Origin of the sequence: Idiomarina tyrosinivorans (genome assembly GCF_003987475.1) — a bacterium.
GTDB classification, from domain to species: Bacteria; Pseudomonadota; Gammaproteobacteria; order Enterobacterales; family Alteromonadaceae; genus Idiomarina; species Idiomarina tyrosinivorans.
Genome location: NZ_PIQH01000004.1, coordinates 110,238 through 133,452, shown reverse-complemented (window position 1 = coordinate 133,452; position 23,215 = coordinate 110,238). Strand labels below are relative to the sequence as shown.

The following is a 23,215-nucleotide window of genomic DNA, read 5'->3' as shown; positions in this document are numbered from 1 at the left end:
AGTTATTCCTCCATACCTGTGCAGGTGGCATCGTTCTGCCATTGGCTGCGTTCCGCGGTCAACGTCGTTAACCGCTGTTGTTGCTGTTGTCTGTCTTTAACCGTGATCGCAGTCACCATCACCAGTAACTCGGTTTGCTGGCGACGTTGTTGGCGCATAGTGAATGCAGCACCAACGGCTGGAATATCAGCCAGCCCGGGGACACGCTCGTCAGTGTCTCCGTGATCGTCGCTTAATAAGCCAGACAACATCACCCGTTCACCAGATTCACTTGTCACTACCGCTTGGCTTTTCCTAGTCAGTAAACCGGGTACACCTGCTACACTGACCGCTGGGTCGAGGTTACTGACCTCGGCGTTGATGGTACTGACGATTTGGCCTTGAGGTGTCAGCTGCGGTTTGATCTCTAGTGATATTCCATAAGGCTTGTAGCTTACGTCGGTTCTACCATCCTCGGCGATTTGCGGAATCGGTACTTCACCGCCGGCAAGAAATCCAGCCTTTTCCCCGCTTTGCGTGGTCAACACTGGATTGGCCAATATCTTCGCAACCCCACGCTCTTGCATGAGCTGAATCTGCGAGTCGATTTGCCCTTGCCAACCAGCGCTAGACTGCCCTCCGAACGCGATCAAAGGACCGTTAATTATTCGTTGCCACTGCACACCAAGCGCATCAATCTGTTGTCGCTTGACCTCAATAATTTGCACATTTAACTCAATCATCTGGCGCTCTGGTGCCAGCACACTCGCCTTATTGAGTAGCGTGGGATAGCGCTTTTCTAAGCTCTCTATAACCGCCATTGCTGCTGCAGATACCTGCCCTGTTAATACCAGGAGTTCACCTTGATTTTTCACTGCTAGGTGCTGCTCCGACTGACGTAACGCGTTGATTTGTTGAGTCAGTTGGGGCGCTACTGCGGCATTAATCGTGACCTGCCAACGGGTTAATGCGTGATTTGGTGCGGCGCTAAAAAATGCTGTCGTTCCCGGCTTTAAAGCACGCACCAATAACCTGTTTGATGTTATCGCGACTACATTAATCAAGGTTGAATCAACCACAGTGATATCAGCCCCTGAAGTCATTGTTAATACACGGCTTTCGCCAACCGTTAAGCTCAGCTCTCGCTGTAACAGCTCGTTTGCCATGGTATTTGTCACGCAACAAAATAGTATCGCGGCAAACAGCACTCTACGCATCATTGGTGAACCTCCAGTAAATCCTCTAGGCGCTGAACTTGAATACCTGGCGATGCGGCCTGCCAGCGAATCGTGGAACGTTGCGTTGCGCTCGATTGCAACCAGATCACTGCACGCGCCTGGCTAAATAGCGAAAATAATGGAGCAGCGGAAGTCGGCACGGCAAGAACCAGTGCTGGTTGTTGATAGGCGCCATCGCTGCTGGCCGAGTCTTGACCCGTGATGAGCAGAATGGTTAACGATTCAAACACCGCACTCAATCGCTTACCGTCGTCAGCGACAAAAGCCAGATCAACCTTGTCGCCAACTCTTAGCTGTTGAGCCGGAATTTGGCGTTCATCTAACGCCACCGAAATGGCTACCTGATTACTTGGTAACCGCCGAGAAAGCGACTGCTGGTCAATGGCTAAAACGGCGGTCTGGGGAATCGGGTCTCCAGCATTAATCGCAAACCCGAGTTCGGTGCCGACAATAGCCCCAGCATCCTCTGCCGCAAACCATGTTGCTGAAACCAAGTCGCGAGGAAATTCACGGACGGCAAGGTTTTGTTGGGACAGCAGAGTCCCTTCTGGCAGATTTGCAGCGGCAACAATGATGGCTAGCGTAGGCGTTTTTTGTTGGGCCAACCGCCTAGCCGTCTCAGTATTAACGTAGCCCGCCGCTAAATACCAAACTACAGCGGTCATTAGCAGACTAAGAATAATAACGACAATGGTCTTTTTATCCAGCTTCAAAGTCCCACCCCGGGTAAAAAACTCAAATTATTCAATAGATTGGAAAAATAGCTTTGAACCTGACTGCCAAGATTCATAAGCCATTGCAGTATTGGCTGACCGTTTATCGGTAACCAAAAGACCACAGCCAAGAGTGTCATAGCCAGTAGCCACTCGGTCATTGCTTGCCCGTGTTCAGACATCTGGTTGATACCAAACGGAGATGGTTTGCTGCGCTTGCTGCTCAATCGTCAACATCGCGCCATCGTTAAACTCGATAAACGCCTGTTTAGGCGTTGGTCGATGAATGGCACTAATATCCTGGCCAAAGCGAAACTGTAGCGCGCTTAACAAACGAGCAAGTGAGCGCCGGCTGGTCCATAGAGTGACCTGTTGTTGGTCGTTGCTTGAAGCCATCAAGCGGACACCAAGCACACCGCGAGTAATTTGCTGAGATACTGGGGAGTTACTCAAGCGCATTAGCCACCATTGCCCGTCTTGGTGTTTCATAATTGACCACAACTGCTGGTCAATCATGCACACCCACACCTGTGCCTGAGGTTGAGGACAATCAGGAAAATGCTGTTGCAGTTGCTTAAGTGTCAGCTCCTGCCCTGGCGTTAAATACCAAAGCTGACTCGTTAACAAGTTCTCCGTCTGCCAGGATTGCCACTCCCAGACTTGTAGAGTTGCTGGAACGTCATTCAGGAACAACATTGGGATCAATCCACCCCCATTTCAGCGAGCTAGCGCGAAACTCATCGGCAAACGGTAACAAACTAATCACATACTGAACTTTACTAAAAAACCCGCTACTCAGCGCCTTACTAGGCACCCAACCAGAGGGCCGCTGACGCAAATCGGCGAGCCGTATGACGCCCCAATCATCGGTTAACCGTGCCATAGCAAAGCGTCCGACCCGCTGCTTATCTGTGACTTGGCGGAGATTCTTTAATGACAGTTTGGCATCACGGCTACTGAGTGTATTAATCGGTCTAATCACGACTCCTGCAGCACGGTTGAACGCATAAGATTCGCTATTTTGACTCTTCGGCGGTTGCTTTAACGACCAAATATCCGCGCGTGCCTGCGCCAGTTGTTGTTGTGCCTTATTGGTTGCTGGCAGCAAGTCATGATGAAAACTCAGCAACAACAACATCAGTACAGTGAAAAACAACGTACTCTCGACCAACGCTTGGCCAGACTCAATTTTGTACATAACGCTTTCCTGCCAAAGCAAGCTTATCTTTTGCGGATAACGGGATCAGTCGTGGAAACCATAGCGCGTTGAAGAGGTTGGCCTGTTCACGTTTACCGTCACGTCGTGGGAATACCCGTTTCGGTCGAGTAAATGCGGTTTCAGCTTTGGCAAAGCTGGTTTGCTGGGTCGCTGGATCGGTGACCTTAACGATAACCGCGAGTTTCATGCTGTTGGGGTTTGCATTTAGGCGAAAGTAACTAAACGGCAACTGCAGCGGTGGTAACCCTTTGTGATAACGCCAATACGCCCTTTTGCTGGCCTTCTTATTAATTTTGAAGCTATCGCCATAGCTTCCGTATTTTTGAAAGTAAGCGCTACGGCTGGCGCGTGAACCTGCACCTAATGGTTTTTCGTTCCACGAGTCTCCAAAAAAATCGAAATCGTTCCAGAAAAAAGATAAGGTATCTAATCCATACCAATTCCAACGGCCACCCGCTAACGACTTCAACTCGGTCCCTCCAGCCTTCTCTATTTTAATCACGAAAAAATCCAACACGGTATAGGTTCTTCGGCGACTAAAGGGATCGCGGCTGGCGAGGGTCCAGCGCTTAAAGTCATTGCTCGCTTGACGATTTGCCGTGGTTTTCATTTTAACTGCGGTCAACCACCCAACCGGGAACGGCAGTATTCCCAAACCTTGATAGACATCCGCAGTAAGATTGCTTTGATGTTGAATCACAATGTCATCGATGGTTCGTGGTAACGACGCATTGACTGCGGCGACCATAGCAATTTGCGAGGCGGATAATGCTGATACGGTCGCAGCGTGCAATGCGGAAGCGGCTTGAACGCCTAAATCGGTAACCTGACTCACAACAGTCATGATTCCTGCTAACACCCGGGTCACCGTATTAGCTATGGGAAGCCAAGCAACCGCAGAGCTGGTATTCAGACTCAATACCTTCACCATCTGCACCCAACTAGCAATGCCCAACCATTGCGCGATAGCCACCTGGTTACCGATAATGGCTCGGTTACTCAATGCCAGATAATTCAATTGCCGACTCATTAGCAGCGCTGCACTACTAGCTGCATCGTCTGCAACATTTTGGATGTACCACTGCTGGCGAACGCGTTGACCCATACTGCTTACACCAAAAAACAACGTTGCCAGCAAAATCATCGCGGCCAAGCCTAGGATCAACACTTGTCCGCGTTGCTTTATGGGTATTTGCCAGTACCAGTCGGCGCCGCCAAGCATTAGTCGTCGTTGCCTTGTTCAGTGGCGTCGTCGTAGTTACCTAAATTAATGTCTTGTTTGGCAACCGTCGCGGCGCGGCGAGAGGTATTGCGCGCTTGGTTCAATTGTTGGCTACTCGATTGGCCGGTGATTTCTTTAGCCAACCCCGCAACTTGAGTGCGTAGGGATTTTCCGAATAGTGAGTAAACGCCAATGGCAGCAACCGCGATTAACGCAACAATAATGATGTATTCGGTCATGCCTTGACCGCGTTGGGTGAATTGCGTTGAATGCTGAAACATGTTGACACTCCTGCTGATCGGCGAAGAAAGCAGGAGTATAGAGAAGGTTGAGCGGATCAGCGGCCAAACCGCGATCGCTTACTCAATATTAAGATATTTGTGCATTTGTACTGACAAACGCCAACCTCTTTCAATGCATGTAGCAATCGCCAGTTCGGTCGCACGGGGGCGCTGACTGATGGGCTGCAAACTAATCACCACATCATCCGCTACTGGGTATTGTTGTAGTAGTTGATCAAGCGCATCAATGTGCTTTTGCATCGCAATAGGATGTTTTATTTCGTTGGCGCGGCGCATATTTTCCGGTTGCACCAAATAGCCACCGGGCATATCCAATTTCGGCGACAAGGTCACCCAAGTGGCTGCAGATACCTGTAAAGGAAATGTCCCGCTGGTTTCAATTTGTAACCGATAACCACGCTTTTCCAACACCTCTGCTAATGGCTGAAGGTCAAACATCGCGGGTTCGCCACCGGTAATGACAACATGTTTAGCACGATAGCCATTACGTTCAAACCAAGCAACGATATCATCCGCTGACAGTTCCGCCCAGCGATCATCCGCCGCCGTTTTTTTGGCGAGTTCAGCAACAGCTACTTGCTTATCTGCGTCGGTATTCCAGGTATGCTGCGTGTCGCACCATGGGCAACCCACTGGGCAACCCTGCAGGCGCACGAATATAGCTGGGACGCCTGTGAAGACGCCTTCACCCTGCAATGTTTCAAAGATTTCGTTAATGCGATAGTTCATGATTTTCGATATTATATAAGGCTTGGCGATTATATAGAGGAGTCAGTCATGGCGCAAAAAGTTGTAGTCATTTATTCCGGTGGGATGGATTCATTTACCGTACTGCACCACGCGTTACAGCAAGGTAAATCGGTCTATGCCCTATCGTTTGACTACGGTCAGCGTCACGTCAAAGAGCTCGATGTTGCTCGTAGCGTTTGTGAAAATTTGGAAATTCCTCATAAAATCGTTGATATTACATCGATTAATCAACTGCTTAAGGGGAGCTCTCTGACCGACGATATGGCGATTCCCGAGGGCCATTACGAAGAAGCCTCAATGCAATCGACCGTGGTACCGAACCGCAACATGATTTTGCTCTCGCTTGCTATCGGCTACGCCGCATCGATTGAGGCCGAAGCCGTCTACTACGGCGCGCATTCAGGTGATCACGCCATCTATCCGGATTGTCGTCCTGAGTTTGTGCGGCAAATGGATGTTGCTAGCCGCTTAGCCAACTACCAACCTATCGCGGTAGAAGCGCCCTTTTTAACCCAGAGCAAAGACGATATTCTCGCTGCTGGACTGGCAATGGGGCTCGATTACAGTGCCACGTGGACCTGTTATAACGGCCGCGAAAAAGCCTGCGGCCGCTGCGGTGCATGCAACGAACGGCTAGAAGCATTCCGTAATAATGGTGCGACCGATCCATTGCCTTACGAAGACGCTTAATCTAACTGATTTAGCCACTGCTGCGCTTGTTGCCAACGACTCGAGCGTTGTAAGTCCGCCAGTGGGCTAGCAGGCTGTCCATATAACTTTTGCAGGCGCTGTTGACTCTGCTCATTAGCGCGGAGCGATGTAGTGGCTAACAACTGTTTCACTGCAGCACGATCATTGCAAAGCAATAGCATATCGCACCCTGCCGCCAAAGCGGCTTTAGCTCTCGCTCCGATATCGCCGACCACCGTTGCACCTTGCATCGATAAATCATCACTAAATATGACGCCAGAGAAACCTAATTTCTGGCGTAACTCTTGTTGTAACCAACGTTCTGAAAAGCCTGCTGGCTGATCATCGACCGCCGGATAAATCACATGCGCTGGCATCACGGCATCGAGGACATTTGCAAGCTTCGCAAACACCTTCATATCCGTGCTGACAATGTCGTCATAACACCTTTCATCAACAGGAATGGCAATATGCGAATCCGCAGCCACTGACCCATGCCCGGGAAAATGCTTACCGGTGGTCGCCATACCTGCTTGGTGCATGCCGTCCATAAATGCCTTAGCTAACGGCAACACGGTATCGGCATCAGCGCCAAACGCACGGTTACCTATCACTTCACTGACGGCATCAATGTCGAGTACCGGCGCAAAGCTGATGTCGATCCCGGCAGACTTTACTTCTGAGGCCATCAGCCAGCCCATCTCTGTGGCTGCGGTAAGTTGTTGTTGGACGGCTAAATTGCTGTTTGCAAACGCCGACATTGCTGGTATGGCAGAGAACTCTTGGCGAAAACGCTGCACCCTTCCACCCTCGTGATCAACAGCAATGAGTAGTGGCTCAGGAGAGGCTTGGCGCATCTCTTCTACCAGCCCGGTGAGCTGTTGGTAGGAGGCGTAGTTACGACTGAATAGAATCACCCCAGCCACTTCTGGACGCGCCAGTAATTCACGATCTTCGGCTGTTAAGGTTGTGCCAGCCACGTCAATCATTAGCCAACTCATAAAGGTTTCTCGGTAAATTATTTGTGCGTTGATTGTGCCAGATGTAACCTAATCTATCATCAAGGGTTTACTAAATTTTCTGCAAGGGGCCCCGTTATGTTTCGTTACGGTCTAATGTTGATGCCATTGCTCACGCTTGCGGGTTGCGGTTCTGACAGTTCGGGTACTGACAGTAACGCGTCAGTTGAAGTGTGCTCTGTCGCTGATCAAAAGCAACGCTTCTTTGAACACATGAAGCAAGACTATTATTGGGCAGATCAATTGCCTCAGCAATTGGATTTAAGCCAATACCAGTCTATGGCAGAAGTGTTAGAGGCGTTGCGAGTCCCGCAAGACCGCTACAGTTATATTCTTACCGAAGATGAATACCAATCATTGTTTATTGATGCCAGCTATTATGGTTTTGGCTTTTCAGCGCTACAAACCAATGATAACCGCGTACTCATTCGCTATAACTACCCTTCCAGCCCAGCAGCCGAAGCCGGCCTAGCACGTGGCGATGAATTACTTAAAATTGAAGGTGAAGCCGTCGCCACCTTGCTTGCTGAAAGACGCTATCAGGACGCATTAGGTCCTAATCAAGAGGGTATCAGTCGCGAGTTAACATGGCAGAAGCCCGATGGCAGCCAGATCACTGCAGAATTAACCAAAACCCAAGTCGAACAAAAATCGGTATTTGCGACCCAAACCTATCAGCTCGCCGATAACAGTCGAGTAGGCTATTTCGTCATAGACAGTTTTATCGGCCGTACCGGTGATGACCTCAATCAAGCATACAACCAATTAGCCCAACAAAACATCGACCATCTGGTTATCGACGTGCGCTATAACGGCGGTGGTTACATTCAATATGCTAACCAGGCATCCACTCAGGCCGCAGGCAACAACGTATTAGGCAAGGTCTTTGCCGAATTTCGGTTCAACGATAATAACGCGAGTAAAAATTCGACGCTGGATTTTGATTTGGGCGAAGGCATTGAACAGCTTAACATCGATACCGTGTACGTTTTGACGACCCGGGCTACCTGCTCTGCTAGCGAATTAATTATTAACAGCCTGAAGCCACACGTTAATGTGATCAATATTGGCAGCCAAAGTTGCGGCAAACCGGTAGGCCAAGAGCCAACCAAAATCTGCGATAAGCGTACATTCGAAATTAATTTCGCACTGTTTAATAGTGCTGGGCAAGGCAATTACTTTACTGGGTTAACCCCAACCTGCAATGTTGCCGACCAAATTGTCGCCGATTGGGGTAGCAACCAGGATCCGCTAACCGCAGCCGCTAACTACTATATGGAAAATAACCAATGCCCAGCTTCAGCAGCGGTAGACGCTATTGAGCAACAATCTCAACAGCGTCAACCACAACCGCTCAACAACTTACGCGAGAAACGTAAAACGGTGTTCTAGCCGCTAACTTTTGGCGCTGCTGGTTTTCCGTTTACTGGTGCTGTAGAACTTCTGTTTTTCTAAGGTGCCCGGGGCGAAGCTATCCACCGCGATGGCCCCCATTCGCCAGCGCTCACAGTCTTTTAACTGCTCCGCGGTGTCAGCGTCGATAAGCTCAGCCTCTAAAGCCGCGGCTGCCAACTCATCACCATAAATGTCGGCCGCGATATCACCGTTTTTTTGCGCCTTTTGAAGGCGTTTATAAACGGGCTCTAACGCTTTCATCGCCAGGAAGGCCTTTTCCATGTGTCCAGTTGGGTCGTTTTCATCATCTTTCCAGAAGCATAGGAAAGTATGACGATCTCGAGTAACACCAGGCTCCATCATACTTTCACTGATCTGTTGCGCCAAATCATCGGCAGGCGCTTTGAAACGGTTCCCTAACGGAAACACCGAAAGGCGCAACAAGGTTGCCATAACCCGGTTGGGTAAGTTATCGAAAAAGCCGCTAAACGCTTTAGCAATTTCATGCAAATGGCGTTGCAGAGCAAAATGCACAAACGCTAGGTCGGCAGCCTGTCGTCCCTCGTCCTCAAAGCGCTTCAATACCGCGCTGCCCATATACAAATGACTCAGTACATCCCCCAACCGAGCCGACAGCATTTCTTTGCGTTTAAGATCGCCACCTAACGTCAGCATCGCGACATCGGCAGTGTAAGCTAAAGCACGACTAAACCGGGTCAAATGTTGGTAGTAACGGACCGTTTCACCGCTAACCGGTTTTTCGGCAAAGCATGAGCTCGTCAGCGCGTGTCCAATTGTTGCGCCCCAGTTACTGAGGGCAAATCCCATATGCTTTAACAGCAACTGATCAAACTGCGCTAGGCCTTCGTCAACATTACTATTTGAGGCGGCATCCATTTCTTTTAATACATAGGGGTGGCAGCGAGTAGCGCCCTGCCCAAAAATCATCAAATTGCGAGTGAGGATATTGGCACCCTCTACGGTAATCGATACCGGCGTTGCCATATAACCATGACCCAAGTAGTTTTTCGGCCCTAGTTGAATCCCTTTACCCGCATGCACATCCATGGCATGGTCCATCACCTGCCGACCCATTTCTGTCATGTGGTATTTCGTCATCGCGGTGACGACCGACGGGCTTTTCCCCTGACACAACGCAGTAATGGTCAGCCGACGCATAGATTCCAAGGTATAGTTGAGGCCACCAATTTGCCCCATCGACGCTTGAACTCCTTCAAATTTACCAATTGGTAAGCCGAATTGTTGGCGCACGTAACTGTAAGCACCGGTCATCCGCTGGGTAACATGTCCTGTTGCGGTGGCTAAAGCCGGTAACGAGATACCGCGTCCAGCCGATAAACATTCCACCAGCATACGCCAACCCTTGCCCGCATAATCGATACCACCAATAATCCATTCCAACGGAATAAAGACGTCCTCACCAGATGTCGTTCCGTTCATAAAGGCTTGGTTTAACGGAAAATGGCGGTCGCCATGCTTAACACCAGAATGGTCAGTGGGGATTAACGCGCAAGTGATACCTAAGGCCTTTTTATCACCTAACAGGCCATCAGGATCGTAGAGCTTAAATGCCAGACCCAACACTGTCGCCACTGGCGCTAACGTGATATAGCGCTTATCCCAGTTTAATCGAATACCCACGACTTCCTTGCCATCGTGTTCACCTTTACAGATGATACCTTCATCGGGTATCGCGCCGGCATCCGAGCCAGCTTCTGGCCCCGTCAAGGCAAAGCAAGGAATGTCTTTACCTTCGGCTAAACGTGGCAGCCAATAATCCTTTTGTTCCGAGGTACCGTAATGGCTGAGCAATTCGCCCGGCCCTAGGGAATTGGGAACCATGACACTGACCGCTGCGCTGATAGAGCGTGAAGCGATGCGCGACACAATATAAGAGTTTGCTGCCGGCGAAAAATCCAAACCGCCATAGTCTCTGCTGATAATCATCGCAAAAAAGCGTTCTTTGCGAAGGTAATCCCACACCGCCTTGGGCAAATCACGGTCTTGTTGAACGATGCGAAAGTCGTCCAGCATATCCAATAATTTCGCCAACTGATTATCGACAAAATCTTGTTCACGCTGGTTTAGCTGCGGAGGCGTCATTGCCAAGAATTTTTGCCAATCTGGACGACCGCTAAATAACTCGGCGTCCCACCAAACATCTCCCGCTTCCATCGCTTCACGCTCGGTGGCCGACATCGGCGGCAACACACGTTTAAAGAAGCCGAAAACCGGACGGGTGATTAAATTACGGCGAATATCTTTCACCGCAAATAGAACCACGACTAAAACCACTAATAACAACAAAATTTCCATAACGAGCTCCGCAGCGTTTACTCTGCATTAAGTGTAGTTCAAGAATGAGATTCAGCGATGACCGTTGCTGGTTGATCTAAGCCACCAGCAATATAGGGGATAAGCCGATCAATGATGGTCTCGGTTGTCGCCTTTTCACCAAAATCCGACTCTGCGATCTCTTTTAAGGCTTTACCTGAAACCTGCGCAAATACCGTAGCGCCTAGGGTAAAGTGCAAACGCCAGAACAGCGTTTCTGGTGACAAGTTCGGATTGGCCTTGTGTAACAACTGCATCAGATGACTCAGCACATCACCAAATTCAGCTTGTGTGTATTTGCGCAAATGACCTTGAATTTCCGCATAAGCGAAACCCAACAGCCGCAGGAAAATATCAGGACCTTTAGGGTTGACCACCACCAACCCATGCAATGGCTCACGAAACGCTTTAAAGATGAGTAGACTGGATATTTGAGAGTGATTATCCAGCACCGTTAACTGGTGCTGCAGCGCTGGCATAAAGTGGCGCAGATAACGAGCCATGACCGCTTGGATCAAAGCTTTTTTGGAGCCAAAATGGTAATTCACAGAGGCGAGGTTAACCTCGGCTTCGGCAGTGATTTGTCGCAATGATGTTTGCTCAAAACCATGTTCAGCAAACAACCGTTCCGCGGCAATAATAATTTTATCTTTTGTTGAGCGTTTTACCGACATGCTCACCACATAGTTAAATTCAAACGTGCGTTTAATTTAATTCATGGCGAGTGAGGGTGCAAGCGTAATTGCCTCGCCTGCACCTTCAGTTTTGCTACCGTGGCTTGGTTACTTCCACATCGGTGAATAATTCACCGGAATCCAACGGTAACCTTTATTATCAACGCGCAAACGGCCAATGCCGGGGAACTGTAGGTGAGCTCCAGCTATTCGGAATCCGTTTCGTGCCGCGTCGGCAAATTCCGCTAAGCGTGCTTGACGAGCTTCATTTGGGTTGCTGTCGAAGGCAATCGTCACCGCCGGGTCATCAAACTGTACGCCGGCAACGTGTATTAAATCACCAATCACCACCAGCTTATCGCCACCACTGGTTACTTGGTAAACCGTGTGGCCCGGAGTATGACCATAGGCCTTTTGCGCCAGTACATGTTCACTGAGTTGCGCAGGAGCGGTAAACGTCTGTAACTGTCCTGCTTCTTGGTATGGTTTGACCGCGGCCATTGCGCCTTGGAAAAAGCCTTTGTCACCCTCTCCTGCCTGTGCCATTTTTTCTTCGCTCAGCCAGAAGTCTGCGTCATGTTGCTCAACATATACCGTTGCATTGGGGAATACCGCTTTACCCTCATTTACTAGCCCACCTAGGTGGTCGGGGTGCATGTGAGTAATAAAGACTTTATCCACATCGGCAGTGCTGTAACCCGAGGCTTGTAAATTCTTCGCTAAGTAACCCAGGGTCGGACCGAACAAAGAACCGGCACCGCTATCAATCAAAATCAATTCATCGCCAGTGTTGATTAAATAGCCGTTGACGGACGTTTCTAAAGGCGCTTGCTGATAGTACCAAGACAACCGCTGTTGCACCTCATCACTGTCTAAGGCTAGCAATTTATCGACTGGTAGCTTTACCGTGCCGTCTGACAACGCAGTCACTTCAATATCACCCACGCGGGTTCGATAAAAGCCCGGCGCTGAAGGCTTAACCGTCATTGCCCCGTCCGATGTTTCTTGCGCCTGAGTCGCAATAGTAAAACCGCCAGCGACAAACGCCGTAGCGATAAGTAAAGCCGAAATACCCTTACGCATGATGTTCCTCTCGAATGTTATTGTTCACGAAATCTGTGACTATCTAATATTGCTGTACGAATAGAAAAGATCACCCTAACCACACATCTAAAAATAACATCACAACCAAGCCCACCATCAGCCCTCCAGTCGCCGAGCTGTGGTGTCCACGGCGATGGGTTTCTGGAATGATTTCATGGCTAATGACATAAATCATCGCCCCAGCGGCAACCAATAAGCCCCAAGGCAACACCGGCTCGGCAACGCTCACGAACCAGCCACCAAAAGTCCCACTAATTGGTTCAACCAAGCCGGTTAATGTCGCAATCAACACCGCCCGAGCGCGAGAGTACCCTACGCTTACCAATCCCACGGCAACGGCTAAACCCTCAGGGATGTTTTGTAAGCCAATCCCCATAGCAATGGCGGATATTGCCTCTCGATCGCCCACGCCGGCGGTGACGCCAACCGCAAGCCCTTCGGGAATATTGTGGATAGTAATCGCAATAATGAATAACCAAATACCGGATAAACGCTTAGCTTTGGGGCCTTCTGGACCACCGACAAAGTGTTCATGAGGAATATTTTTATCCAGCGCGGCAATAAAAAGCGCCCCCAGCAACACGCCTAAAACCGCGATAGTGGGCGGAATAACGCCGTCTCCATAGCGCTTAGTGGCAATATCAATGGCCGGAATGATCAGTGAGAAAAAAGACGCTGCGAGCATGACCCCCGCGGCAAACCCGAGTAATAGGTTTTCACTGCGAATAGAGGGGCGTTTACTCAAAAACACCGGTAGCGCGCCAACAACGGTCAATAACCCAGTAAAACTACTGGCCAGAAAAGCCGTGACTACGGTGCCCATGGGTACCTCGCTAGGTGATGATTAGTGTCGCCAATATTGACGGTGGAACAATATCAATACCGTCATAATTTCCAGGCGTCCAGCTAACATACCGATAATCAACAAGATTTTAGCACCTGGCTCTATGGTTACGAAGTTGCCTGCTGGGCCGATCACATCACCAAGACCTGGCCCAACGTTACTCACCGCAGTCGCTGCTCCCGAGATGGCCGAGATAAAATCCATATCGAAGAAACTCAAACCAAAGGCTAATGCACCAACGAGTAAAAAGTACATAAAACAAAACGCTACCATTGAACCCAACAAAGTGTCATTTACGCGCTTATCTTGGTAGGTTTGAACCCGCGTCAGGTTAGGGTGAATCAGTTGCGCGAATTGTTTTTTTAACAGCAACTGCGAGAGCTGAAAACGAAAAATTTTGATACCGCCAGCAGTCGAACCGGTACAGCCCCCGACAAAGGTCAGGTAAAAGAATGCCATGATCGCCCAACCACCCCATTGGCTATAATCCTCTGTGGCATAGCCGGTCGTGGTTACCACGGAAACCACATTAAACCCAGTGTGAATAAAGGCATCCAACGTGTCGCGGCCATTCCAGGCTTGTAACAATGCTAATGCGGTAATAACAATCACTAAAAAAATCGTAAATGCCCGCACCTGAGGATCATGTAATAGCGGTTCAGTATCGCCTTTCAATACACGGATGTAGAGCACAAAAGGTAAAGCTCCAAGAAACATCATTAGCGTCGCGGCCACAACCAATGCCGGTTGGTCGTTAAAAAAGCCGAAGGAGCTGTCGTAATTGGAAAAGCCGCCAGTAGCCACAGAGGTCATTGCATGCACGACTGCATCGAACCCACCCATGCCGAGAATCCAGTACACCGTGGCAGCTACAATAGTCAGCAGCAAATAAACGCGCGCAATGGCCATCACCATGTGATTAGAGCGTGGCAGGAACTTTCCGGAAATATCCGATGATTCGGCTTGGAACAAGCGCATGCCGCCAACTTGCAAAAACGGCAGAATGGCCATTGCCATGACGATAATGCCAACGCCTCCCAACCATTGCAGCATCGCTCGCCAGAGTAATGCGCTGGAAGGGAGTTTATCCAGCCCAACTATCGTTGTAGATCCGGTGGTAGTAATTGCGGAAATAGACTCAAACAACGCATCAACAAAACCCAGCTTGGGGCCCGCAATGTATAGTGGCAAAGCCCCAAATATCCCGGCACATAACCAGCACACGGTAGTCAGGAGAAATACTTGACGCGCTCGAAGCGAAGCCCCGCGAGTAGGTTGCAGAAAAAGTGCGACGCCGACAACAATACCAATTACCGACAAGGTTAGATAATGCCACTGATCCTTCTCGGCGTTCACCACAGCCAGCACAAAAGGCGCTAACAACGCGATAGCGAAAATGGCTATTAAGCCACCAACCGCTTTTGCCAGCAGGCGCACAGAATTACTTTGGCTGAACGGCACATGCAGTGATTCGTCTTGAATGTTTGGGTGCCGATGCTGTTCAGCCATAATATTACCGTGAGGTATCCAACGCAGGGAAAGATTTAACTAAATTGTCTAGCTGCTGCATTTGCTCCAAATAGCCTTTCAATGCAGCAAGCGGTAATGCACAAGGACCATCGCATTTGGCGTTAGCCGGGTCCGGATGCGCTTCTATAAACAGTCCAGCCAAACCCAATGCCATGCCCGAGCGAGCGAGTTCTGTCGCTTGTCGCCGGCGGCCATCAGCACTGTCCGTACGACCGCCTGGACGTTGCAAGGCATGGGTCGCGTCAAAGATAACTGGGGCGAAGGCTTTCATGTCATCCATGCCAAGCATATCAACCACTAGGTTATTGTAACCGAACGCTGAGCCCCGTTCACAAAGCATGATCTTATCGTTACCTGCTTCATGAAACTTGGTTAGAATGTGACGCATTTCATGCGGCGCTAGAAACTGCGGCTTTTTCACATTGATTACGGCACCAGTTTCTGCCATCGCGATAACGAGATCGGTCTGACGCGCTAAAAATGCCGGCAACTGAATAACGTCAACCACTTCCGCTACGGGCTTTGCCTGATAAGGTTCGTGGACATCGGTAATGAGCGGTAAATCAAACTGCTGCTTAATTTCCTCAAAAATCCGCAGCCCCTCCTCTAAACCTGGTCCCCGATAAGAATGGATAGACGAGCGATTAGCTTTGTCAAAAGAGGCTTTGAAAACGTAGGGAATGCCGAGTTCATCGGTGACTTCGCGAAAGGTCTCGGCAACCTTCATCGCCAAATCACGCGATTCAAGCACATTCATGCCGCCGAACAATACAAACGGTCGATCATTGCCAACTTCAATATCTGCGATAGCAATGTGTTGTTGATTCACAATAACTGCCCCTTATTAACTGGCGATAACGCGCAGTATTTGTCCACAAATATACGCCATATAAGTGCCCAGTGCATAGCCCATAACGGCCAACAACACCCCAACGGGAGCCAACGATGGATGGAAAGCCGAAGCCACGACTGGGGCTGACGCCGCACCACCAACATTTGCCTGACTTCCGACCGCCATATAAAACACGGGCGCTTTCAACCATTTGGCGACTAACAACATCAACGTCGCGTGGATGAGCATCCAAATAGCACCAATCAAAAAGTATTTTGGCGCATCAGCTATTTGCGTTACGTCCATATGCAAGCCGATACTTGCGACCAATACGTAAACGAAAACTGAACCGATCTTTGATGCGCCAACCGCTTCAAGACGCCGCGCTCGAGTAAAGGACAGAGCGATACCGCCGGTTGTTGCCAAAATGATCAACCAAAAAAATTGGCTGTCTAAGCTGAAATTTTTCAGTTGTGGGAAGTTTTCACCAATACTCGGCGCAATGCCACCGGCGAGCCAATGCGCTAACCCTGCAACACCAAAACCGACCGCTAAAATCAGCATTAAGTCGCGTAACGTAGGATTACGTACATGCTCGGCTTCAAATGCTTCAACACGCTTTTTAATATCATCTATGGCACGTGTATCGGCACCAGTACGCGCATCAATCTGCTTAGCGTTCGAAGCAAAGTACAGTAAAACCGCCATCCATAAGTTAGCGACAATAATGTCCACGGTAACCATTCCAGAGAAAATGTCGCCACCCACTTCATACACTTCTTTCATTGCCGCTTGGTTTGCACCGCCACCGATCCAACTGCCAGCTATGGTCGTCATACCGCGCCATACCGCATCAGGCCCAGCACCATTTAATAACTCGGGGAATACGCTTGATACCGCCAGCAACGCAATGGGACCGCCGATAACAATGCCCAAGGTACCAACCAAGAACAAAATAACCGCTTTTGGCCCTAACCGCAGAATCGCTTTCATATCTAAGCTAAGGGTTAGCAACACCATACATACCGGAAGCAGATAATCCATGGTGATGTCACTCACCGCGCTGGTGTTGCCATTAACGATATCGAAGGTATTTAATAGCGATGGCAAGAAATAGCAGAGCAGCAATGCTGGCACATACTGATAGAACTTCTTGAAAATCGGCTTTTCGCTACCTTGGGTGTAAAACACTAGGCCTAAAATAGCCATCAGTAGGCCAATGACAACACCATCATTAGTAACCAGTGCTGCGCTAGCCTCAACCGGGGACGACATGGAATACTCCTTTAATCCGTTTTTATTTTAATGAAATACTTGCTGTGGCCCAGGATAACTCTCTAACTGCAACTTCAGCATCTCTGCACTGGGATCTTCCGGGCACTGTTCTACAAAATACTGATAGTCGTCAACCGCAACGTGCTGACAATCTAGTTCCTCGTATAAATAACCGCGGTCACGAATTTCGTAAGGATCGTTGGGCGACAGCGTCAGTAGCATCGAAATCGCCGTCAGTGCCTGTTCGAACTTCGCTTCCATCATTAGGCTATGTTTGACCTCGGTTAGGTAAGCTTGAACAATAGTGGCTTGCGAACTCATTTCTAGCCATTCCCAAGTGAATTCAGAATCGCCTTCTAAAGCATCATCAAAGCGCTGTTTTAACTGCTCAGCATTGAGCCAATGCCCGCTACGCGGATCAATAAAAATGCTTTGCTGATGAATATCGCAGCGCATCAATGGATACCCAGGGAAATCGATGATGTCGACTGTCACCCCTGCGCGCTCCGCCGCAGCCTGGAATAACAAGGCTAAGGTAATGGGAAGGCCGGTGCGTAACCCTGCCACCTGATGGGCGAATACGCGCCGGCTCGTGATCAAACTTTCAGGCGGTTCACTGAAGCCCAACTGAATAAAGAATTCGTCACATAAACGCTTCAGTTTGGCTTCGCTTAAGGCATCGTCACGGAGTGCAGAAAGCGGCTCAATAGCGTCATTAAATTCGCTAATTGCGGTTGCAGAATTAGGCGCAAATATACGCCCTATCTCCCACACGACTTCAATAGTGGAGAGGACAGAGTTCTCTGTGAGTTCTAAAAATGCAAAGCGCGAAGTCGTTGACATGTCACCTCATTGCTTAACTTCCAATGATGATGCGCTTATCCTAAACTGGCGAGGGCTGACTTGGTCACCGCCACATTAACCACATACCACAACGTAATGACCGCTAAGGCAAACCCTAACCAGCGTTTGCCACCGGCACTTTTAAGCGCCATAGTGGCAAAACCGATGTAGGCAACTAAACCCAGCAGCTTCGCTGTTAGCCAAGTATTAACGAAAGGGTATTGATGGATCATCACCATCAACCCTACCGCACTTAGCAGTAGTAAGGTGTCATTAATGTGAGGAACAATCTTCACCCACTTTTTCTGCATCATTGCAGAGTCGCGCATCACCCATACAAAACGAAGCAAGAATAATAACACACTTATGGCAATAAACGTGAGGTGCAGGTGTTTAAATGCTGAGTACATAGATATCCTTATTGCGCGTTTAACGTTTCCAATTGACTGATAACCGTATCCAAAAATTCCGGTGAATAATAGCTGGCCCGCTCCTGATTCAGTCGTGTTTTAATCGCCGCGATAGGTTCCTCTTGGCTAAACCAATCGAGCAACTGTACCGACACCATTAATATTTGGCTATCTAAGGCGATGTCCTCGCCTTGTTTGCCATCGGGCAGACCTAAGCCATCCCACCGCTCTAAGCGCTCATAAAGCGCTCGATAAGCAATGGTGGTCGCCACCGTTTCAGCATTCGCCAACGCCCGGAGTGAGCGACTCACACGCTGTTGACATAACGCTTCTACTGCAGCTGGACGCTGATCCACCTCATGAATCAATTGTTCCGCTTGTTGGTAAATCATTGCTGCACAAGCCGTCGCCTGTGGCTGTTGGCTCTTCACTTGGTTAGCTAGGTGGTAAGCAATACGAGCAATACGAGACTTCGCTAACACCTCATCGAGATGATCTAGACTTAAGCTCATCCACTGATCGGCTAACTCAGCCAGAAAACGGTCAGCGTCTTCCAAACACAGCACGTTGTCTTGTGCTTGTTGAACATTTTCAGCGAATAGATGCAATACATGGTGCTCATCTTCCGAAAGTTGCCGCGCTAGCCCACCAATATAAAGCACCGCCCCTTGCGGCCGACAGTGGCTACGACAAAACGCCAACACGAAGGTGTCGCCAACATAAACGCTGTGGTTTTTTATCACGTCGTCCAAATGCTCAAGTGCTTCGGCAGGAATGACCGAACGCAAACGCTGGCCTTTCGCCACTTCGGCTTCATCACCATAAGCGGCTTTCACGGTGTAACCTTGTGGTTGATTTTCGTCGTTACTGGCGTAAAAAGTTTGCTGCGCGCCGCCAATGACCCAACTTAATTGCTGCACCAAGCCATCGACAAAACTGTTCATCGATTGCAGCGCAAATAAATTGCCCGCCGAGGAGATGATTTTTTCTAAACCTTGGCGACTATGATCAATGGACATGATATCGCGATATGAACGCAATGCTGACATAACTGCAGTGAATAGCTTCTGCGCGGTCAGCTCGGTTTTCGATTTATAGTCGTTAATATCGTAATTTACGATGACCGTGCGTTCAGGAGCTTGCCCAGGTTGCCCGGTACGCAAGATAATACGTGAGAATCGATTATTCGCCTCTTCCCGAATGAAACGCGCAACGTTGAGCCCGGCATCATCGGTCTCCATCACCACGTCGAGCAGTACGATGGCCGTGTCGGGATGCTCTTTGATCAGTTGCTTGGCTTCTTCGCCAGAGTACGCGCTGAAGAAAGACAATCCTTTTCCTAAGAAGTGGAAGTCACTCAACGCTAATTTGGTGACAGCATGAACCTCGGGCTCATCGTCAACAATCATTACTTTCCAGTGATCATCTGGAAGATTGGGAGTGTTTGCTGTTGGCTCATCAGCAAACATAAACTGACTACTCATGTCGATTCCCTGCTTATTCGTTAATCGCAAAAACCACCAGTGACTCGACTTACACTAGCATAATCTTTCCAACTCTTAACCTTTTTATAACGATTTTCTCTGAGCGTCAAAACTACCTGATCGGCCTGTTGCCAACCGTGCTCAAATAACAATGCCCCGTTCGCTGTTAAAAATTGTTTTGCCGCCCTCGCAATATAACCAATATCGGCCATGCCGTCGGCATCAGCATAGAGCGCGGTAGCAGGTTCATAGCGCCGAACGGAATCACTCACATGTGGATCGTTGTGAGCGATATAAGGGGGATTACTGACAATGAGGTCAAACTTATCGCTACTCGAGAATGCGGAAAACCAATCACTCTGATACCAGCTCACCGACAAACCCAGATTTTCACTATTTTGCTGAGCAACCTGCAACGCCGCGGCCGAGTTGTCACAACCAAACACCTGCCATTCAGGTCGACGTGCTTTCAACGCCAGCGCGATTGCACCACTCCCCGTTCCCAGATCGAGGACCTTTGCGGTTGCTGGTATTGAAAGCTCTAGCGCTGCTCGGACGAGTGTTTCGGTATCCTCTCGGGGGATTAATGTCGCTGGCGTGACCTGTAATTTCAAGCCATCAAAATCGGCCGTTCCGGTGAGGTATTCTAGCGGTTCATCGGCTTGCCGACGCGCTATCCAATCCTGAAACTGTTGCCATTGCTGAGGCCTTAACGGGCGCTCGGGCCAGGTCATAAGATAACTCCAATCGACACCGAGTAACTCGGCTAACAGCATCCGAGCGTCAGCATTGGCGGTCTCTTGGTCAACCCCAGCCAACTGCTGGCGTGCCCAGCCAAGCGCTTCAGCAATGCTGACCTCAGCCATTGCCATCGGCTAAAGCCGCCAATTGGTCCGCTTGATGCTCAGTAATAATTGGGTCTAATAATACATCTAACTCGCCCGACAAGACTTCATCAAGACGGTACAAGGTCAGGTTTATCCGATGGTCAGTGACCCGACTTTGTGGATAGTTGTAAGTTCTAATACGCTCAGAACGGTCGCCGCTACCGACTAGGTTACGGCGCGTTGAAGCTTCTTCGGCTTGGCGTTTCTCGTCTTCTGCACGTTGTAATCGCGCTTGTAGTACCGACATCGCTTTGGCACGGTTTTTATGCTGTGAACGTTCTTCCTGGCACTCCACCACAATACCACTCGGTAAGTGAGTAATGCGGATAGCAGAGTCGGTTCGGTTAACGTGCTGACCACCAGCGCCCGACGCGCGGAAGGTATCCACCCGCAAATCGGCCGGATTAATCTCTATCGCTTCGGCTTCGGGAATTTCAGGCAACACAGCAACGGTGCAAGCCGAAGTATGCACGCGCCCCTGTGATTCTGTTTCTGGGACTCGCTGCACGCGATGGCCTCCTGACTCAAACTTCAAGCGACCATAGGCGCCGTCACCGGTAACATTCGCTATCACTTCTTTGTATCCGCCATGGTCACCCTCGTTTGCACTGACCACATTAACTTTCCAACCATGGGTCTCCGCATAGCGGCTGTACATACGGAACAGATCGCCGGCAAAAATAGCCGCCTCGTCACCGCCGGCACCGGCACGAATTTCCAAATAGCACGGGCGATCATCGTTAGGATCTTTGGGCAACAGCAATACTTGCAACTGCTGCGCGAGTGCTTCCACTTTGTTTTCCGACTCTGCCAACTCGTCCTGCGCCATTTCGCGTAAATCGGGATCGTCATCGTTCGCCATTTCTTTTGCCGCATCAACATCCTCATTAGCCCGTTGCCATGCGGTAAAACAATCGGCAATTTGTTCAAGTTGAGAATATTCTTTTGACAACGCGCGGAAGCGGTCTTGATTTTGAATGACGTCGGCTTCGCCGAGTAGCACTTGTACTTCTTGATAGCGTTCTAACAAGCTTTCTAATTTTTTCTGAATCGACGGATTCATGCAGATCCTCGTTTATTATGAAGTTGTTTTGCCTTCACTACATAATAGCTGTAGTACGGCCAACGTATGCTGGTCGCCATTTTCTCCAGCTTTTTTGATCATTCGCGTGGGCTCATGCAACATTTGATTGGTCAGACGGTGAGAGAACTCCTCCAATACCGCTTGCGGGTCTTTACCTGCCTGCAATTGCGTCATTGCTCGGGACAACTGTTGTTGTGCCAAAGCCTGATAGTGCTGGCGAAAGTCACGCACTAAATCGACACTGTTAAGAGACGCCAGCCAGTCGACAAATGCCTGTCGCTCACTACTTATAATTTGCTGCGCCTGCTGCGCCGCTTGTTCACGATTGCGCAGATTTTCGCTAATAATATTCTGTAAATCATCGACGGTATACAAATAGGCGTCGTCGAGTTCATTCACTTGTTCTTCGATATCTCGCGGAACCGCTAAATCGATAAACAACATCGGTTGATGGCGGCGTTGACGTAAGGCCTTTTCTACCATCCCTTTACCAACCAAAGGCAGCGTCGAAGCAGTTGAGCTCACCACGATATCGGCATTAGGTAATAACTCGGGTAATTCAGCCAAGGTATGTGCTTCGGCGGCAAACTTGGTCGCCAACTCTTGCGCCCGCTGTAACGTCCGATTCGCAACTTTTAGCTGGCTGACGCCCTGCTCTTTCAGATGTTGCGCAACCAGTTCTGAGGTGTCGCCTGCACCAATGAGCAATACCCGTGCATCAGCGACTCGCGAAAAGATATGTTTTGCTAAGCTCACCGCGCTGTAGGCCACTGATACCGCATTTTGTCCAACGTCGGTATCGGTGCGCACCATCTTAGCCACCCGAAAACAGTACTGAAATAAACGCTCTAATACCCCGCCCACCGCTGCTTGGCGCTTCGCTTGCTGATACGCCTGTTTCACCTGCCCAAGAATTTGCGGTTCACCCAACACCAATGAATCCAGACCACTGGCAACCGCAAATAAATGCTCAATGGCTTGCTCATGTCGGTGTTGGTAAAGATGTTCGCGCAATTGCTCAGGAGAGAGTTGATGGAATGCCGCTAACCACCCGACCAATGCATCTTCAGCGACGTCGCCAGAGCAATATAATTCGGTGCGGTTACAGGTAGAAACAATCACAGCTTCATCGACGCCCGGCAACTGCCGAATCGCAGCCAACGCGGATTCGAGTTGCTCAGCACTAAACGCAACTCGCTCACGCAAGCCAACAGGCGCGGATTTGTGATTAATACCTAAGGTAAAAATATTCATCGGTTGGGCATTCAAGGTCCAGGTCAGGTCAGTCAATAGCATGCTGTTATCTAGCCTGAGCGCATTGTACGCCAAAGGCCTGAGCATTGAAAGCCACCCTTATTCGTGGTCA

Annotated in this window: 24 protein-coding genes; 2 read left to right on the top strand and 22 right to left on the bottom strand. The window is 49.5% G+C overall.

Annotated features, from left to right (window positions below):
• Positions 1–2 precede the first annotated feature (2 nt).
• The 8 genes from CWI84_RS05410 to queE all read right to left on the bottom strand — a co-directional run bounded on the left by CWI84_RS05410 (position 3) and on the right by queE (position 5,402).
• Positions 3–1,199, bottom strand: coding sequence for a type II and III secretion system protein family protein (locus tag CWI84_RS05410; RefSeq protein ID WP_126841556.1), 1,197 nt, complete (start codon positions 1,197–1,199; stop codon positions 3–5).
• Entirely contained in the window at positions 1,196–1,930 is a 735-nt protein-coding gene (locus CWI84_RS05405) for an SAF domain-containing protein (RefSeq protein WP_126841555.1), read from the bottom strand. Before CWI84_RS05405 ends, CWI84_RS05410 begins: the two co-directional genes overlap by 4 nt.
• Entirely contained in the window at positions 1,927–2,112 is a 186-nt protein-coding gene (locus tag CWI84_RS05400; protein WP_126841554.1) for a hypothetical protein, read from the bottom strand. The genes CWI84_RS05405 and CWI84_RS05400 overlap by 4 nt, the downstream gene beginning before the upstream one ends.
• Complete coding sequence (locus CWI84_RS05395; RefSeq protein ID WP_126841553.1) at positions 2,105–2,626, bottom strand: hypothetical protein; 522 nt, start codon at positions 2,624–2,626, stop codon at positions 2,105–2,107. Before CWI84_RS05395 ends, CWI84_RS05400 begins: the two co-directional genes overlap by 8 nt.
• On the bottom strand, positions 2,610–3,128 hold the full coding sequence (locus CWI84_RS05390) for a hypothetical protein (RefSeq protein ID WP_126841552.1): 519 nt from the start codon (positions 3,126–3,128) through the stop codon (positions 2,610–2,612). Before CWI84_RS05390 ends, CWI84_RS05395 begins: the two co-directional genes overlap by 17 nt.
• A complete protein-coding gene (locus tag CWI84_RS05385) occupies positions 3,115–4,371 on the bottom strand; it encodes a hypothetical protein (protein ID WP_126841551.1) in 1,257 nt (418 codons plus the stop codon). Before CWI84_RS05385 ends, CWI84_RS05390 begins: the two co-directional genes overlap by 14 nt.
• Positions 4,371–4,652, bottom strand: coding sequence for a Flp family type IVb pilin (locus CWI84_RS05380; protein WP_126841550.1), 282 nt, complete (start codon positions 4,650–4,652; stop codon positions 4,371–4,373). The genes CWI84_RS05385 and CWI84_RS05380 overlap by 1 nt, the downstream gene beginning before the upstream one ends.
• A gap of 78 nt (positions 4,653–4,730) precedes the next feature.
• Positions 4,731–5,402, bottom strand: coding sequence for a 7-carboxy-7-deazaguanine synthase QueE (queE, locus tag CWI84_RS05375; RefSeq protein ID WP_126841549.1), 672 nt, complete (start codon positions 5,400–5,402; stop codon positions 4,731–4,733).
• Between queE and queC the strand changes: the two genes are divergently transcribed.
• Entirely contained in the window at positions 5,316–6,113 is a 798-nt protein-coding gene (gene queC / locus CWI84_RS05370; RefSeq protein WP_275540937.1) for a 7-cyano-7-deazaguanine synthase QueC, read from the top strand. The genes queE and queC overlap by 87 nt on opposite strands.
• Here queC and nagZ read toward each other — a convergent pair.
• Positions 6,110–7,114, bottom strand: a complete 1,005-nt coding sequence (gene nagZ / locus CWI84_RS05365) for a beta-N-acetylhexosaminidase (protein WP_126841547.1) — start codon at positions 7,112–7,114, stop codon at positions 6,110–6,112. The two genes, queC and nagZ, sit on opposite strands and share 4 nt — an antisense overlap.
• 96 nt (positions 7,115–7,210) lie before the next feature.
• On the opposite strand from nagZ, the gene CWI84_RS05360 reads away from it, so the two are divergent.
• Positions 7,211–8,524, top strand: a complete 1,314-nt coding sequence (locus CWI84_RS05360; RefSeq protein ID WP_126841546.1) for a S41 family peptidase — start codon at positions 7,211–7,213, stop codon at positions 8,522–8,524.
• A 3-nt stretch (positions 8,525–8,527) separates the two neighbouring features.
• Here the strand turns inward: CWI84_RS05360 and CWI84_RS05355 are convergent, their stop codons facing one another.
• The 13 genes from CWI84_RS05355 to hemA all read right to left on the bottom strand — a co-directional run bounded on the left by CWI84_RS05355 (position 8,528) and on the right by hemA (position 23,103).
• Complete coding sequence (locus CWI84_RS05355) at positions 8,528–10,864, bottom strand: acyl-CoA dehydrogenase (RefSeq protein WP_126841545.1); 2,337 nt, start codon at positions 10,862–10,864, stop codon at positions 8,528–8,530.
• A gap of 38 nt (positions 10,865–10,902) precedes the next feature.
• A complete protein-coding gene (locus tag CWI84_RS05350; RefSeq protein WP_126841544.1) occupies positions 10,903–11,556 on the bottom strand; it encodes a TetR/AcrR family transcriptional regulator in 654 nt (217 codons plus the stop codon).
• Between the two features lie 108 nt (positions 11,557–11,664).
• On the bottom strand, positions 11,665–12,639 hold the full coding sequence (locus CWI84_RS05345; protein WP_126841543.1) for an MBL fold metallo-hydrolase: 975 nt from the start codon (positions 12,637–12,639) through the stop codon (positions 11,665–11,667).
• A gap of 70 nt (positions 12,640–12,709) precedes the next feature.
• A complete protein-coding gene (locus CWI84_RS05340; RefSeq protein WP_126841542.1) occupies positions 12,710–13,483 on the bottom strand; it encodes a ZIP family metal transporter in 774 nt (257 codons plus the stop codon).
• A 21-nt stretch (positions 13,484–13,504) separates the two neighbouring features.
• The gene (locus tag CWI84_RS05335; protein WP_126841541.1) at positions 13,505–15,013 is read right to left on the bottom strand and encodes a TrkH family potassium uptake protein; all 1,509 of its coding nucleotides are present in this window, start codon (positions 15,011–15,013) and stop codon (positions 13,505–13,507) included.
• Positions 15,014–15,017: 4 nt separating this feature from the next.
• Positions 15,018–15,863: a 3-deoxy-8-phosphooctulonate synthase gene (gene kdsA, locus CWI84_RS05330; RefSeq protein ID WP_126841540.1), complete on the bottom strand. Its 846-nt coding sequence runs from the start codon at positions 15,861–15,863 to the stop codon at positions 15,018–15,020.
• Between the two features lie 15 nt (positions 15,864–15,878).
• Positions 15,879–17,141 (bottom strand): DUF819 family protein, encoded by a 1,263-nt coding sequence (locus CWI84_RS05325; RefSeq protein ID WP_126841539.1) that lies wholly within the window; start codon positions 17,139–17,141, stop codon positions 15,879–15,881.
• A gap of 27 nt (positions 17,142–17,168) precedes the next feature.
• Complete coding sequence (locus tag CWI84_RS05320; RefSeq protein WP_126841538.1) at positions 17,169–17,984, bottom strand: SirB1 family protein; 816 nt, start codon at positions 17,982–17,984, stop codon at positions 17,169–17,171.
• 35 nt (positions 17,985–18,019) lie between these two features.
• A complete protein-coding gene (locus tag CWI84_RS05315; protein ID WP_126841537.1) occupies positions 18,020–18,394 on the bottom strand; it encodes a SirB2 family protein in 375 nt (124 codons plus the stop codon).
• An 8-nt stretch (positions 18,395–18,402) separates the two neighbouring features.
• Positions 18,403–19,878, bottom strand: a complete 1,476-nt coding sequence (locus CWI84_RS05310) for a DUF3369 domain-containing protein (RefSeq protein ID WP_126841536.1) — start codon at positions 19,876–19,878, stop codon at positions 18,403–18,405.
• 20 nt (positions 19,879–19,898) lie between these two features.
• On the bottom strand, positions 19,899–20,744 hold the full coding sequence (gene prmC, locus CWI84_RS05305; protein WP_126841535.1) for a peptide chain release factor N(5)-glutamine methyltransferase: 846 nt from the start codon (positions 20,742–20,744) through the stop codon (positions 19,899–19,901).
• Positions 20,737–21,828, bottom strand: a complete 1,092-nt coding sequence (gene prfA / locus CWI84_RS05300) for a peptide chain release factor 1 (protein ID WP_126841534.1) — start codon at positions 21,826–21,828, stop codon at positions 20,737–20,739. The genes prmC and prfA overlap by 8 nt, the downstream gene beginning before the upstream one ends.
• 15 nt (positions 21,829–21,843) lie before the next feature.
• On the bottom strand, positions 21,844–23,103 hold the full coding sequence (gene hemA / locus CWI84_RS05295; RefSeq protein ID WP_126841702.1) for a glutamyl-tRNA reductase: 1,260 nt from the start codon (positions 23,101–23,103) through the stop codon (positions 21,844–21,846).
• Between the last annotated feature and the right edge of the window lie 112 nt (positions 23,104–23,215).

Coding starts and splice junctions, on each gene's coding strand:
- CWI84_RS05410 (WP_126841556.1), bottom strand. CDS start 1,199: ATGATGCGTAGAGTGCTGTTTGCCGCGATACTATTTTGTTGCGTGACA.
- CWI84_RS05400 (WP_126841554.1), bottom strand. CDS start 2,112: ATGTCTGAACACGGGCAAGCAATGACCGAGTGGCTACTGGCTATGACA.
- CWI84_RS05395 (WP_126841553.1), bottom strand. CDS start 2,626: ATGTTGTTCCTGAATGACGTTCCAGCAACTCTACAAGTCTGGGAGTGG.
- CWI84_RS05390 (WP_126841552.1), bottom strand. CDS start 3,128: ATGTACAAAATTGAGTCTGGCCAAGCGTTGGTCGAGAGTACGTTGTTT.
- CWI84_RS05385 (WP_126841551.1), bottom strand. CDS start 4,371: ATGCTTGGCGGCGCCGACTGGTACTGGCAAATACCCATAAAGCAACGC.
- CWI84_RS05380 (WP_126841550.1), bottom strand. CDS start 4,652: ATGTTTCAGCATTCAACGCAATTCACCCAACGCGGTCAAGGCATGACC.
- queE (WP_126841549.1), bottom strand. CDS start 5,402: ATGAACTATCGCATTAACGAAATCTTTGAAACATTGCAGGGTGAAGGC.
- nagZ (WP_126841547.1), bottom strand. CDS start 7,114: ATGAGTTGGCTAATGATTGACGTGGCTGGCACAACCTTAACAGCCGAA.
- CWI84_RS05360 (WP_126841546.1), top strand. CDS start 7,211: ATGTTTCGTTACGGTCTAATGTTGATGCCATTGCTCACGCTTGCGGGT.
- CWI84_RS05355 (WP_126841545.1), bottom strand. CDS start 10,864: ATGGAAATTTTGTTGTTATTAGTGGTTTTAGTCGTGGTTCTATTTGCG.
- CWI84_RS05350 (WP_126841544.1), bottom strand. CDS start 11,556: ATGTCGGTAAAACGCTCAACAAAAGATAAAATTATTATTGCCGCGGAA.
- CWI84_RS05345 (WP_126841543.1), bottom strand. CDS start 12,639: ATGCGTAAGGGTATTTCGGCTTTACTTATCGCTACGGCGTTTGTCGCT.
- CWI84_RS05340 (WP_126841542.1), bottom strand. CDS start 13,483: ATGGGCACCGTAGTCACGGCTTTTCTGGCCAGTAGTTTTACTGGGTTA.
- CWI84_RS05335 (WP_126841541.1), bottom strand. CDS start 15,013: ATGGCTGAACAGCATCGGCACCCAAACATTCAAGACGAATCACTGCAT.
- CWI84_RS05325 (WP_126841539.1), bottom strand. CDS start 17,141: ATGTCGTCCCCGGTTGAGGCTAGCGCAGCACTGGTTACTAATGATGGT.
- CWI84_RS05320 (WP_126841538.1), bottom strand. CDS start 17,984: ATGTCAACGACTTCGCGCTTTGCATTTTTAGAACTCACAGAGAACTCT.
- CWI84_RS05315 (WP_126841537.1), bottom strand. CDS start 18,394: ATGTACTCAGCATTTAAACACCTGCACCTCACGTTTATTGCCATAAGT.
- CWI84_RS05310 (WP_126841536.1), bottom strand. CDS start 19,878: ATGAGTAGTCAGTTTATGTTTGCTGATGAGCCAACAGCAAACACTCCC.
- prmC (WP_126841535.1), bottom strand. CDS start 20,744: ATGGCTGAGGTCAGCATTGCTGAAGCGCTTGGCTGGGCACGCCAGCAG.
- prfA (WP_126841534.1), bottom strand. CDS start 21,828: ATGAATCCGTCGATTCAGAAAAAATTAGAAAGCTTGTTAGAACGCTAT.
- hemA (WP_126841702.1), bottom strand. CDS start 23,103: ATGAATATTTTTACCTTAGGTATTAATCACAAATCCGCGCCTGTTGGC.